Annotated in this window: 10 protein-coding genes and 1 pseudogene; 3 read left to right on the forward strand and 8 right to left on the reverse strand. The window is 71.5% G+C overall.

Annotation, left to right across the window (positions count from 1 at the left end; translation table 11 throughout):
- Positions 1-3: 3 nt before the first annotated feature.
- From ACFY1T_RS02595 to ACFY1T_RS02620, 6 genes and pseudogenes are all read right to left on the reverse strand, one after another.
- Positions 4-1071, reverse strand: a complete 1068-nt coding sequence (locus tag ACFY1T_RS02595) for a BMP family protein (RefSeq protein ID WP_390786656.1) — start codon at positions 1069-1071, stop codon at positions 4-6.
- A 229-nt stretch (positions 1072-1300) separates the two neighbouring features.
- Positions 1301-2545, reverse strand: coding sequence for an amidohydrolase (locus ACFY1T_RS02600; RefSeq protein ID WP_390786955.1), 1245 nt, complete (start codon positions 2543-2545; stop codon positions 1301-1303).
- A gap of 137 nt (positions 2546-2682) precedes the next feature.
- Positions 2683-3873 (reverse strand): hypothetical protein, encoded by a 1191-nt coding sequence (locus ACFY1T_RS02605; RefSeq protein ID WP_390786657.1) that lies wholly within the window; start codon positions 3871-3873, stop codon positions 2683-2685.
- Between the two features lie 43 nt (positions 3874-3916).
- Positions 3917-4828, reverse strand: a complete 912-nt coding sequence (locus ACFY1T_RS02610) for an N-acetylneuraminate synthase family protein (RefSeq protein ID WP_390786658.1) — start codon at positions 4826-4828, stop codon at positions 3917-3919.
- A 47-nt stretch (positions 4829-4875) separates the two neighbouring features.
- Positions 4876-5589 (reverse strand): annotated as a pseudogene (locus ACFY1T_RS02615) (cytidylyltransferase domain-containing protein); the annotation flags it as partial.
- Entirely contained in the window at positions 5586-6941 is a 1356-nt protein-coding gene (locus ACFY1T_RS02620; protein WP_390786659.1) for a DUF6716 putative glycosyltransferase, read from the reverse strand. The pseudogene ACFY1T_RS02615 and the gene ACFY1T_RS02620, both read right to left, overlap by 4 nt.
- A gap of 176 nt (positions 6942-7117) precedes the next feature.
- Here ACFY1T_RS02620 and ACFY1T_RS02625 point away from each other — a divergent pair, with 176 nt between their 5' ends.
- Both ACFY1T_RS02625 and ACFY1T_RS02630 read left to right on the forward strand, forming a co-directional pair.
- Positions 7118-8095, forward strand: a complete 978-nt coding sequence (locus ACFY1T_RS02625) for a glycosyltransferase family 2 protein (RefSeq protein WP_390786956.1) — start codon at positions 7118-7120, stop codon at positions 8093-8095.
- Positions 8095-9459 carry a polysialyltransferase family glycosyltransferase gene (locus ACFY1T_RS02630; RefSeq protein WP_390786660.1) on the forward strand — a complete coding sequence of 455 codons (1365 nt, stop codon included), beginning with the start codon at positions 8095-8097 and terminating at the stop codon, positions 9457-9459. The genes ACFY1T_RS02625 and ACFY1T_RS02630 overlap by 1 nt, the downstream gene beginning before the upstream one ends.
- Positions 9460-9483: 24 nt before the next feature.
- On the opposite strand, the gene leuE is transcribed toward ACFY1T_RS02630, so the two are convergent.
- Positions 9484-10137 (reverse strand): leucine efflux protein LeuE, encoded by a 654-nt coding sequence (gene leuE, locus ACFY1T_RS02635; protein ID WP_390786661.1) that lies wholly within the window; start codon positions 10135-10137, stop codon positions 9484-9486.
- A 58-nt stretch (positions 10138-10195) separates the two neighbouring features.
- A complete protein-coding gene (locus ACFY1T_RS02640) occupies positions 10196-11776 on the reverse strand; it encodes a methylmalonyl-CoA mutase (protein ID WP_390786662.1) in 1581 nt (526 codons plus the stop codon).
- Positions 11777-11952: 176 nt separating this feature from the next.
- Here ACFY1T_RS02640 and ACFY1T_RS02645 point away from each other — a divergent pair, with 176 nt between their 5' ends.
- Positions 11953-12831, forward strand: coding sequence for a L,D-transpeptidase family protein (locus ACFY1T_RS02645; RefSeq protein WP_063755627.1), 879 nt, complete (start codon positions 11953-11955; stop codon positions 12829-12831).
- Positions 12832-12900: the final 69 nt, after the last annotated feature.

The following is a 12900-nucleotide window of genomic DNA, read 5'->3' on the forward strand; positions in this document are numbered from 1 at the left end:
GCCTTACGGGGCGGTCTTGACGGTGATCTTCTTCGCGATGATGTCGGCCTTGGCCTTCTCGACCGCGGCCGTGATGTCGGCCATCTGCTTGTACGCAGGGTTGGAGTCGGCCAGGCCGACACCGTTCTTGTCGAGGCCGTAGCGGATCTCACCGGTCTGCGGCTTGCCGTCCTCGACCGACTTGATCAGGTTGTAGACCGCGTCCGGGACGTCCTTGGTGACCGAGGTCAGGATCTTGTCCTTGTACTTCGACAGACCGGCCTGGTTGTACTGGTCGGAGTCGACGCCGATGGCCCACTTGCCCGCGTTGGCGGTGGCCTCGATCGCACCCGAACCGGCGAGGCCGGCCGCGGAGTAGATCACGTCGGCGCCGCCGTCGAGCTGGCCCTTGGCGGTGGCCTTGCCGAGGTCGGGCTTGGCGAAGCCCGAGAAGTCCGGCGGCTGCGTCAGGTAGGCCGACAGCACCTTGGCGTTCGGGTTGGTGTCCTTGACGCCCTGCGTGAAGCCCGCCTCGAACTTCTTGATCAGCGGGACCTCGACACCGCCGATGAAGCCGACCGTGCCGGTCTTCGACGCCTTGGCGGCGGCGACGCCGGCCAGGTAGGAGCCCTGCTCCTCGTTGAAGACCAGGTTCGCGATGTTCGGACCGGTCACCGAGGTGTCGTCGATGAGGCCGAAGGTGGTCTTCGGGAACTTCTCGGCGACCTTCTTGATCGCCGGCGCGTAGGCGAAGCCGACGCCGATGACCGGGTTGTTGCCCTTGCGCGCGAGCTCGGTGAGGCGCTGGACCTTGTCCGCCTCGCTCTCGCCCTCGGTGGGCTCCGCCTCGGCGCCCTTGACCTTCAGGTCCTTCTCGGCCTTCTCCAGGCCGGCGAAGGCGGCGTCGTTGAACGACTGGTCGCCGCGGCCGCCGATGTCATAGGCGATGGCTGCGGACTTCGCCGACGAACCGGCCGACTCCGAAGAGGAAGCGGTGGAGTCGGAAGACTTCTTTCCGCCACAGGCGGTGGCCGAGAGGGCCAGCGCCGCGGACGCGATGCCCACGGTGGCGATCCTGGTGATCCGGCGCAAGGGGAGGCTCCTTCAAAACCTGACCGAAGCGCCACGACCGGCGCTGGTTTCGCGGCGATCGTAACGCGCGTAGATGTCAGTTAAAGGGCCGTTCATGAGTCGTTATCGGATCGTCGCGAATCGGACAGTGACCGATCGGTAACTCCCCGACCGTCCAGCCCTTGTGTACCAAGGGCTGGACAGGTGTGAAGGGAAGCGCTCAGATGTTGTACAAATTTTTGCCCGATCGCTACCCGACCGGCCTGGAACGCCGCCCGTCGAGCAGCGCGGCGGCCGTGAAGAACTCCACGCCGACCCCGATCGCGGACTCGTCCACGTCGAAGTCGCCCCGGTGCAGGTCCCTCTTGGCGCTCGCGCCCGGGGTGTGCACGCCGAGCCGGGCCATGGCTCCGGGCACGTGCTCCAGGTACCAGGAGAAGTCCTCGCCGCCGAGGCTCTGCTCGGTGTCCTCGATCGACTCCTTGCCGAGCCGGGCCGCCATCGCCTCGCGCAGCAGCTCGGTGACCACCGGGTCGTTGACGACGGGCGGCACCCCGCGCACGTAGGTGATCTCCGACTTGGCGCGGTGCATCCCGGCGATCTCGTCGATCGCCGCGTGGATCTGGTCGGGCGCCTCGTGCCAGGCGTTGATGTCCAGGCAGCGGATCGTGCCGGAGAGCTCGGCGTGCATCGGGATCACGTTGCAGGCGTGCCCGGCCTCGATCCGGCCCCAGGTGACCGACATGCCCGAGCGGGCGTCCATCCGGCGCGACAGGACGGCCGGCAGGTCGACGGCGACCCGGGCGGCGGCGGTCACCAGGTCGGTGGTCAGGTGCGGCCGGGCGGTGTGCCCGCCGGGGCCGGACAGGCTGACTTCCAGCCGGTCACAGGCGGATGTGATGGGGCCGGTGCGCAGTCCGATCTTCCCGGCGTCGACCCGCGGGTCGCAGTGCACCGCGATGATCCGGCCCACGCCGTCCAGCACGCCGGAGGCGATCGCGTCGGTGGCTCCGCCGGGGAGCACCTCCTCGGCGGGCTGGAACAGCAGCCGCACCGGGCGGGGCAGCAGGCCCTGCCGGTCGAGGTCGGCGAGGACCAGGCCGGCGCCGAGGACGACGGCGGTGTGCACGTCGTGGCCGCAGGCGTGGGCGCGGTCGGGGAAGGTCGAGCGGTACGCGACGTGGGTCTTGGTGTCCGGAATGGGCAGGCCGTCGATGTCCGCGCGCAGGGCCAGCATCGGCCGGCCCCCGTCCCACGTGCCCACGTCACAGATCAGGCCGGTTCCGGACTTCAGCACGCGGGGCCGCAGTCCGGCTTTCTCCAGCCGGGCCTTGATCGCCGCCGTGGTGCGGAACTCCTGGTGTCCTAGCTCGGGGTGCATGTGCAAGTCCCGGCGGAACTCGATCAGTTCGGCACGCAGGTGGTCCGGAATCTTGCCGGGCAGCTCGGGCCGGTCAGGCGTGCCGGGCAGGGCGGTCTGGGACTCGCGGGACATCAACTGGTTCACCCGTTGAAGGGTAGGCGCACGAATGGCCCAACTGGCTGTAGATCACCAAAAGTTCATGCCGTTAGGGGAAAAAAACCAGACCTCTGGACGCATGACCGGATGCACCCGGGGGTAAACTCGCGCGCTCATCCGGCCGCGGAGGCGGTCTGGGCAGGCAGTCTGTGCACATCACGGGCGGTCTCGGTGACCCCCGCGAGGAAGCTGCGGGCCCGCGGCGAGGCGGAGCCGGTGAGCCAGGCCGGGTCGACATCGCATACGGCGACGGTCACACCGGTTCCGGTCAGCGCGTACGGCAGGGTGTGGACGACGGTGGACGGAAAGCTGACGATCGTACGGCCGACCGGTCCGCGCCGGGCGATCAGCTCCAGCGGCAGGTCCGGGCGGACGATCTCCAGTCCGGTCGCCTCGCTGAGCGTGCGCAGCTTCTCCGCGGACTCGCGGCGGTGCGCGAAGTAGCGGGTCGCCCCGTGTTCCAGCGTCAGGGCCCGTACGGCGTCCAGGTAGCGGTCCGGGTCGACGACTCCGGTCTCCACGAGGGAGGTGCCGACGAGGTCGGTGCCCTTGGTCAGGCGCGGCGGGCCGAACCGGGCGCGGGTCCAGGCGAACTCGTTGACCCGCAGGGTCATCCCGCTGTGGACGGTCACCGGCATCGAGGTGAACACCTCGACGCGGCGGCCGGTGCCCGCCGCCGGGGTGAAGCGGCGCCGGGCGGTGGCCGAGACGGGCGCGTACGCCAGCTCGCGGACGCGGCCGGGCAGCCCGCCGCCGCCGACCCGGTGCCAGCGCACGAGGCGCTCGCCGCGGGCGGTCTGGGCGACGAACTCCATGGTGGCGGTGCCGTCGTCGACCACCACGACCTCTTCGGCCCGTACGAGGGTGAGCAGGAGCTGCACGTAGCGGGAGAAGGGGTCGCCGACGACGACGCGGCGGGCCGCGCGCACGTCCCCGGCGAGCCTGGCGAGCGCCTTGAGCGGGGCGAGCCGTCCGCCGCGGGCCTCCTGCCAGACGACCTCGTACCCCTCGTCCCGGGCGAGGCCGGCCATCCGGCGCAGCTGGCCGCGGGACATGGGGTCGGTGGGAGGCAGTACGACGATCCGCAGCCAGGACCCGGCCCCCGCCGGGACCGCCGGGACCGCGGCGCTCGCGGCGGTCCCGGCCGGACCGCGGGCCGCCCCCCGGCCGGGCTGGCGCGGGACGGCGCCGAGCAGCGGGGCGCCGCCCGGGGCGGTCGCGGCTTCGGCGTGCGCCCACTCCAGCACGTTCAGGAGTTGGACCGGACTCTCGACGAAAGCCAGGCTGGAGGCAGAGGGGGTCACCACGTACTCCTCGTCAGGTGCGGGGGCGGGGCGTCGTACCGGTTCAGACCGAGGCGAGTTCGCCCTGGAACCGGCGGAGCTTCTTCATGGGGCCGAGCTCGGAGTCGTAGACGCGCTTGACTCCGTCGCCGAGGGCGGTCTCGATGGTGCGGATGTCGCGGACCAGGCGGGCCAGGCCGCCGGGCTCCACGGAGGCGGCCTGGTCGGAGCCCCACATGGCGCGGTCGAGGGTGATGTGGCGTTCGACGAAGGTGGCGCCGAGGGCCACGGCCGCGAGGGTGGTCTGCAGGCCCGTCTCGTGGCCGGAGTAGCCGATCGGGACGTTGGGGTACTCCTCCTGCAGGGTGTTGATCACCCGCAGGTTGAGCTCCTCCGCCTTGGCCGGGTACGTGGACGTGGCGTGGCAGAGCAGGATGTTGTCGCTGCCGAGCACCTCCACCGCGTGGCGGATCTGCCTCGGGGTGGACATGCCGGTGGACAGGACGACGGTGCGGCCGGTCGCGCGCAGGGCGCGCAGCAGCTCGTCGTCGGTGAGGGAGGCGGAGGCCACCTTGTGGGCGGGGACGTCGAACTTCTCCAGGAAGGCGACGGCCTCGGTGTCCCACGGAGAGGCGAACCAGTCGATGCCGCGCTTGGCGCAGTGCTCGTCGATGGAGCGGTACTCGGCCTCGCCGAACTCCACGCGGTGGCGGTACTCGATGTACGTCATCCGGCCCCAGGGGGTGTCGCGCTCGATGTCCCACTGGTCGCGCGGGGTGCAGATCTCCGGGGTGCGCTTCTGGAACTTCACGGCATCGCAGCCCGCTTCGGCGGCGGCGTCGATGAGGGCGAACGCGTTGCCGAGGTCGCCGTTGTGGTTGATGCCGATCTCACCGACGACGTACACGGGGCGGCCGGGCCCGGCGGTGCGGGAGCCGAAGGTGCGCAGGCGGGAGTGGGGAGTGGCGACGGTCATGGCAGCTGAGGTCCTTCGTTCGGTGCGTGGGGGTGGCCGGGGGAGGTGAACAGCGGGGCGAGGAGGCGGGCGCGCGCCAGGTCGTGCGGGTCGTCGATCTCCAGGACCCGTGCGGGGTCGGTGGCGACGGGGAGGGTCCGCCCGAAGAAGCGGTGCCGCGCGCCGCGGAAGCCGGCGGCGTCCATGGCGTAGGCGGCGCCGGTCTCCAGCAGGTCCCGGGGCCGGTCCTGACGGCGGGGGCGGACGGCCTTGTCGTGGTTGACGCCGATGCCGGTCCCCCCGTCGGGGTCGGCCGCCTCGCGCCAGAGGAATCCGTGGAACGGCGCGACGGTCAGGGCCGAGTCGGCCGCGCCGGTGGCGACGGCGGCGGCGACCGACTCGACGTCGGAGGAGGTCAGGAAGGGGCTGGTGCACTGGACGAGGAGGACGACGTCGACGGTGAGGGAGTGCAGTTCCTCGAAGGCGTCGAGCGCGTGCAGCACGGCGGCCTCGCTGCTCGCGGTGTCCCCGGAGATCGCCGCGGGGCGGCGGATCGCGTAGGCGCCGGCGGTGCGGGCGGCGTCGGCGATGGGGTCGGCGTCGGTGGAGACCACGACGTCGGTGACGGTGGCCGCACCCCGGCAGGCCCGGACGGCCCGTACGACGAGCGGGACTCCGGCCACTTCGGCGAGGTTCTTGCCCGGAACCCCCTTGGAGCCGCCCCGGGCCGGGATCACGGCCAGTACGCGGGGGCGGGCGGCGGCGTCCGTGCGGGGGCTCACAGCTCCCCCATCCGGCGGATCACCGGGGCCACCCGCTGGACGCCGTGCCGGTACGCCCCGCGGGCGGCGTCGCGCAGGTGCGCGCGGAGCCGGCGGCGCAGCCGGGATTCCCCGCGGCTCTCGCGGACGGCGCCGGGCAGCGGGGTGCCGTCGGGGGCGAGGTGGTGGCGGGCCAGGATCCCGGGCAGGTACCCGGGCGCGGTGACCTGCGTGTAGTAGGGGGCTACGGCGGGGAGCACCGGGAGGTCCAGCAGTTCGCCGAGCCGGGCGCGGGCGGCGGCGAAGGGGTCCTGGGCGCCGGATGCGCCGGGCGCCCCCGTCACGCCCTGGTCGGCCAGCCACTGCGGGTCGCCCTGCGGCAGCAGGCCCGCGTCGAGCTGGTCCCAGGAGGCCAGGCAGCCCGAGCCGAGGAAGTGGTGGTTGCCGAGCACCTCGCGGATGCCGAGGTCGGTGAGGACCGCGGTCGGGATGCCGCGGTGCAGGGACTCCAGGGCGGCCGTGGAGGAGACGGTGACCAGCAGGTCGGTGCCGTCCAAGACCTCGCCCATGTTCCCGTACACCAGGCGGCAGTTGGCGGGCAGTCCGCCCGGGATCCGCTCGGCGAGCCGCTGGTACGGCTGCTCCTCCAGGTGTGTGGTGTGCTCCCCGGGCCGGCTGCGCAGCTTGATCAGCACCTCGCGCTCCGGGTGCAGCCGGGCGTGCCGGGCGGCCCGTTCCAGCAGGTGGGCGCGGTCGGCGCGGCTTTCGGGGACGGAGGGCTGGACGGCGAAGACCACGGTGTGCGCGCGGCTGCCGGCCTTCTCGTACGCCGCTCCGTCCAGGAAGGGCAGTGCCGTCTGCGTGACGGCTGCGGCGTCCGCGCCGACGCCCTCGTAGACCGCCCGGAAGCGTCCGGCGTCGTACCGGGAGTTGGCGAGGACGAGGTCGGCCCCGTGGCGCAGCAGCAGCCCGTCGGCGAGCTTCTCGTATACGACGCCGACGTACCCGGTGACGAGCACGGGACGGCCGGCCGGCTCGGGCCACAGCGCGCGGACCCCGTGCAGGACGGCCTGGACGGCCCCGCCGACGAGGGCGAGGACGACGACGTCGTACTCCTCGCGCTCGATCTCCGCGAGGAACTGCGCGCAGGTCACCTCGGAGAGCCGGTCCGCCCGGACGCCCACTTCACCGAGCTGGCGTGCGGTCGGGGTGGCCCGGCCGCGGAGCAGGAACCCGGTAAGGTGCGGCTGCGCCGCGAGGCGGCGGGCGGTGAGTGCGCCCCATTTCCACCGCGTATCGGAATCGGCGAGTACGGCGACGCGAAGGGCGGTCCGGGGATGACTGCGAGATGCTGCGCGATTACTGGCTGGCACCCGGCAGAAGCTATTCCGCAATTTCGGTGATCGGCCCAACGAATGCACAACAGCGGGTTAACAACCCGTCTACGTCATGCGAAACCGCACCGGTTAACGCGCCCGCCCCGCTTCGTTCACATGGAATCCGCGTACGGGCCATGGTGAATGCCGGCCAACGCCTTAATGTCTCGCGGGTGCCCAAGCTCTCTGTTGTCGTGCCGTTCTACAACGTGCAGACATACGCACCGGATGCCCTGAAAAGCCTCGAACTGAACGCCCGGGACGATTTCGAGTTCCTGCTCGTCGACGACTGCTCGACGGACGGCACGCCCGAACTCCTGGAGCGGGCGGCGCGCGAGCTGCCGGGGGCGGTGCTCCTCAGACACGAACGGAACGGCGGCCTGGCCACCGCCCGGAACACCGGCCTGGACGCGGCGCGCGGCGAATACGTCGCGTTCCTGGACGGCGACGACTGGCTGGCACCCGGCCACCTGGCCCGCACGCTGGCCGCCATAGAGGCTCTGAACTGTGATTTCGTCCGCAACGACCATGTCCAGGTGACCGGCCGCACCCGCAGCGTGCAGCGCGTCCCGTACGGCCCGCAGCTGGTCGTCGGCGATCCGCGCGCCGGGATCCTGCCCGCCTCCCGGGCCACCTCGGTCGACTACCCGTACGCCTGGGCCGGCATGTACCACCGGCGGCTGCTGGACCGCGGACTGCTGCACTTCACCGACGGTCTGCGGACGGCGGAGGACCGGCCGTGGATCTGGCGCCTGCACCGGGGGGCCGGATCCTTCGCGGCGGTCGGCCTGCCGGGCATCTTCTACCGGCGGGGGGTCGCGACCTCGCTCACGCAGATCAAGGACGAGCGCCAGCTCGATTTCATCAAGGCTTTCGACCAGGTCCTGGCCGATACGGCCGAAGACCGGGAAAGTGATCTTCTGCTTCCGAAAGCAGTCCGAACATATTGTGCAATTATCGCGCACCATATCGGGACCATTGAAAGGTATGAACCGGCCGTGGCCAAGAAACTCCGTTCGATGAGCACGGCCGCGCTCGGACGCATGCCGCAGGACGTACTCGATCAGGCCCTGAACGCGATGGACGCCGAACGGGCCGGAGTGCTGCGCCGCTTGCGCCGCCGGCCCGCACGAGCGGGAGCCGCGCTCTGATGGCGGCCCGGGACATCCCCTGCACGCAGATCTTCCTCGCCTCCACCCTCTACGGGATGGCCACGCTCGCCGCCGGCATCGACGCGGGCGCCTTCCCGCCGGCCGGCCGCCGCATCCTGCTCACCAGCAACCACGCCCTCACCGCCGAGGTCTCCCCCGGCCTCGCCGACACGCCGGGATTCGCCGCGCTGCGCACCCGCTTCGACGAGGTGCTCGACTGGAACGCCGCCATCGCCCCGCAGCACCCGAGCGCCTGGGCCCCGCGCCCCGAGGACGTCCCGCTGTGGGAGCGGCAGCTGCGGGCGGTCTGGGGACTGGGCGGGGACCGCGTCGAGATCATCGTGGAGTCCATCCAGGTCCCGCCCGCCCGGACCCTGTGCACGCTGTTCCCCGGCGCCGCCGTCGACGTCTACGCCGACGGGCTGATGAGCTACGGGCCCACCCGCTTCCGCCTCGACCCGCAGCTCGGCATGCGCGTGCGCCGCGTACTGCACCTGGACCTGGTGCCGGGTCTGGAACCGCTGCTGCTCACCGAGTTCGGCGTACGGCCGGAGCTGGTCCCGACCCCCGAGTTCCTGAAGGTGCTCGCCGAGCTGCCCTCGTACGGGCCCGAGCTCGACGGGGTCGGCGAGGCCCCGGCGCTGCTGCTCGGCCAGTACCTCTCCGCGCTCGAACTCCTCTCCCCTCAGGAAGAGGAGGAGCTCCACGTGGAGATGGTCCGGGGCGCGCACGCCCTCGGCCACCGCGAGCTCGTCTTCAAACCGCACCCCAGCGCCCCGGCCGCGTACTCGCGCCGCGCCGAGGAGGAGGCCGAGCGGCTCGGCGCCCGGCTCACGGTCATGGCCACCCCGGTCCTGGCCGAGACCCTCTACCAACGGCTGCGCCCGGCGCTGGTCGTCGGCTGCTTCTCGACGGGGCTGCTGACCGCCGCCGCCCTGTACGGACTGCCCGTCGCGCGTACCGGGACCGAGGCCATACTGGCCCGCCTCACGCCCTACCAGAACAGCAACCGGATCCCGCTGACGATCGTGGACGCGCTGCTCCCCCCGCTCGCGGACGCCGGGGCCGTGGCCGGCTGGACCGCGCCCGGCCCCGAGGAGAACCGGGACCGGCTGGCCGGGCTGCTGACCGCCGTCGGGTTCACCATGCAGCCGCAGATCCTGGCGGCGCGGCGAACCGAGGCCGAACGCCACCTGGCCGCGCATCTGGACGACCGGACCCGGCGCTACTTCAAGCGCCGCCGGCTGACCACCCTCGGGCTGCCCGGCGGCATCCCGGCCCAGCTGTCCTTCCTGCCGCACAGCCCTGCCGTCCGCCGCGTGGTGCGCCGGCTGAAGCGGCTGCGCGCGGCCGGCACCCGGTGACCGGCGGCCGCCCGCCCGGGCGGGCTAGCTGACGGCGAGCTTGGCGGCGAAGCCGAGGAACAGCACGCCCGCCGCCGAGGTGGCCCCGGCCGAGAGCCGCTTGCGGCGGCGGAAGGCGGCGGACAGCCGGGTCCCGCTGAAGATCAGCAGGGTCAGGTACAGGAAGCTGCCGAGCTGGAGCAGCGCGCCCAGCAGCAGGAACGAGAGCGCCGGGTAGGCGTACGAGGGATCCACGAACTGCACGAAGAAGGAGACGAGGAACAGGATCGCCTTGGGGTTGAAGAGGCTGATCAGCAGCGCCCGGCGGTACGGCCGTTCCCCCTCGGCGGCCTCTCCCGCGGGCGGGGCCGCCGCCTCTTCCTCCCGCTCGGCCCGCGAGCGCCACAGCGCCCACGCCCCGCGCATCATGCCGACGGCGAGCCAGGTCAGGTACCCGGCGCCGAGCAGCTTGACGATGCCGAAGGCCACCGGACTGGTCTTCAGCAGCGCCCCGGCGCCCGCGGCGGAGAGCACCATGAGCACGGCGTCGCCGGTGAACACCCCGGCGGCGGCCTTGTACCCGGTCCGCACCCCGCGGCGGGCCGCGACGGAGAGCACGTACAGCGAGTTCGGCCCCGGCAGCAGAATGATCAATATGAGCCCGACGAGATAGGTCGGCAGATCGGTGACTCCCAGCATGAGCAGGAGTGTCCCATAGGGTTGCTCCTGTCGTGTCCGACGTTTTCCATTAAATGCGTCACCATGTGGAATCCGTCGGCTCGTACGTCCCCCACACCTCCCGCAGCGCGTTGCAGACCTCGCCCACCGTGGCCCGGGCGCGCAGGGCCTCCTTCATCGGGTACAGCACGTTCGCCGTGCCCGCCGCCGCCTCGCGCAGGGCGTCCAGCGCCGCCGCCACCGCCTCGCCGTCGCGCTCCGAGCGCAGCACCGCCAGGGCCTGCCGCTGCCGGTTCTCGATCTCCGGGTCGACGCGCAGCGGCTCGTACCGCTCCTCCTGCTCCAGCGCGAAGCGGTTGACGCCGACCACGACGCGCTCGCCGCCGTCCGTCTCGCGCGCGATGCGGTAGGCGTTCCGCTCGATCTCCCCCTTCTGGAAGCCGGCCTCGATCGCGGCCACCGCCCCGCCCAGGTCCTCGACCCGCCGCATCAGAGCGAGCGCCGCCTCCTCCACCTCGTCCGTCATCCGCTCCACCGCGTACGAGCCGGCGAAGGGGTCGACGGTGTGCGGCACGTCCGTCTCGTACGCGAGCACCTGCTGGGTGCGCAGCGCGAGGCGCGCCGATTTCTCCGTCGGCAGGGCGATCGCCTCGTCGAAGGAGTTGGTGTGCAGCGACTGGGTGCCGCCCAGCACCGCCGCCAGTGCCTGTACGGCCACCCGTACGAGGTTCAGCTCGGGCTGCTGCGCCGTCAGCTGGACCCCGGCCGTCTGGGTGTGGAAGCGCAGCATCAGCGACTTCGGGTTCCGGGCCCCGAACTCCTCGCGCATGATGCGGGCCCAGATCCGCCGCGCGGCCCGGAACTTCGCGACCTCCTCCAGCAGCGCGGTGCGGGCGACGAAGAAGAAGGACAGGCGCGGGGCGAACTCGTCGATCTCCATCCCGGCGGCCAGGGCGGTCCGGACGTAGGCGATCCCGTCCGCCAGCGTGAAGGCGATCTCCTGCGCGGGCGAGGCCCCGGCCTCGGCCATGTGGTAGCCGGAGATGGAGATGGTGTTCCAGCGGGGGATCTCGGCCTTGCAGTACCGGAAGGTGTCCGCGGTAAGCCGCAGCGAAGGCCCGGGCGGGAAGATGTAGGTGCCCCGCGCGATGTACTCCTTGAGCACGTCGTTCTGCACGGTGCCGGTCAGCCGGGCACCCGTGATCCCCTGCTCCTCGGCGACGAGCTGGTACATGAGGAGCAGCAGCGCCGCCGGCGCGTTGATCGTCATGGACGTGGAGACCCGGTCGAGCGGGATCCCGTCGAAGAGCACCCGCATGTCGTCGACGGAGTCGACGGCGACGCCGACCTTGCCGACCTCCCCGTGGGCGAGGGGTGCGTCGGAGTCGTGTCCCATCTGCGTCGGGAGGTCGAAGGCGACCGAGAGTCCGGTGCCGCCGCCCTCGATGAGCTGCCGGTACCGCGCGTTGGATTCGGCCGCCGTCCCGAAACCGGCGTACTGCCGCATGGTCCACGGCTTGCCCGTGTACATGGTCGGGTAGACACCTCGCGTGTACGGATACGCCCCTGGTTCACCCAGTTTGACCTCTGGATCCCACCCCGTCAGATCGCCCGGCCCGTACACGGGTTCGATCGGAATCCCGCTCTCGGTACTCGCCATGTGACCAAACCCTCCATGGAGCAAACGGGCTCGGGGCTGATACAACTCCCCGCGGCGGCTCCGGCCGTCGTCCGACGGCCGCTGGTCACAATGGCGCAACATCCCTGGACCGTCTGCAACTGTCCACGCCCGCCAGGCATCACCTACATACACGACGTAGAAATCGGGGGACTGCAATGCTTCGCCAGAGAGTCATAATCCGCACGCTCGGGGTGGCCACCGCCGTCGCGCTCGCCGCGACCGCCTGCGGGCCCCAGAAGACGGAGCCGGCCGGCTCCGCTTCGAAGGTTCCGTCCGCGTCCGCGGCGGGTTCCACCCCCGAGACCTCCCCGTCCACGGACAACAAGCCCGCCGACGCCTCGCCCTCGCCCTCGGCGTCCGCCTCGCAGTCGGCTTCGCCGTCCGCGTCCCCCTCGCCGACGGTCAAGGCCGTCATGGCGAACGGGGACGAGAGCGAGCAGGTGCGCGAGCTCCAGGCCCGCCTGAAGCAGCTCAAGTACATGACGGTCGCGCCCACCGGCTTCTACGGCTCGAAGACGACCGCCGCGGTCAAGTCCTTCCAGTCCAAGAGCGGCCTGACGGCCTCGGGCGCGGTCGACGACGCCACCTGGAAGAAGATCCAGAGCGTCAGCAAGAAGCCCACCGCCGACGAGCTGCGCCCGCCGACCGTCAACGAGGTCGACGCCCCGGACCCGCGCTGCATGACGGGCCGCGTCATGTGCATCAGCAAGGAGAGCCGCACGCTCGCCTGGATGATCGACGGCAAGATCGTCTCCACGATGGACGTCCGCTTCGGCTCCGAGAACACCCCGACCCGTGAGGGCCAGTTCAAGGTGGAGTGGAAGGCCAAGGACTGGACGTCGACGATCTACCACACGCCGATGCCGTACTCGATGTTCTTCAGCCAGGGCCAGGCGGTGCACTACTCCGCCGATTTCGCGGCCCGCGGCTACGCCGGCGCCTCGCACGGCTGCGTGAACGTCCGGGACAAGGGCAAGCTCGCATCGCTGTTCGAGCAGGTGCAGGTCGGCGACAAGGTCGTCGTCTACTGGTGATCCCCGGTGTCCGGGCTGCGCCGGTGATCCCGGTGTCCCCGGTGATCCGGTCTGTGAAGTAAAGGGCGC

This window comes from Streptomyces sp. NPDC001194 (assembly GCF_042896985.1).
In the GTDB taxonomy this organism is placed as follows: domain Bacteria; phylum Actinomycetota; class Actinomycetes; order Streptomycetales; family Streptomycetaceae; genus Streptomyces.

Bases quoted from the DNA above. Each gene is read 5' to 3' on its own strand.
- ACFY1T_RS02640 (WP_390786662.1), bottom strand. From the start codon at position 11,776: ATGGCGAGTACCGAGAGCGGGATTCCGATCGAACCCGTGTACGGGCCG.
- ACFY1T_RS02610 (WP_390786658.1), bottom strand. From the start codon at position 4,828: ATGACCGTCGCCACTCCCCACTCCCGCCTGCGCACCTTCGGCTCCCGC.
- leuE (WP_390786661.1), bottom strand. From the start codon at position 10,137: ATGCTGGGAGTCACCGATCTGCCGACCTATCTCGTCGGGCTCATATTG.
- ACFY1T_RS02645 (WP_063755627.1), top strand. From the start codon at position 11,953: ATGCTTCGCCAGAGAGTCATAATCCGCACGCTCGGGGTGGCCACCGCC.
- ACFY1T_RS02630 (WP_390786660.1), top strand. From the start codon at position 8,095: ATGGCGGCCCGGGACATCCCCTGCACGCAGATCTTCCTCGCCTCCACC.
- ACFY1T_RS02600 (WP_390786955.1), bottom strand. From the start codon at position 2,545: ATGTCCCGCGAGTCCCAGACCGCCCTGCCCGGCACGCCTGACCGGCCC.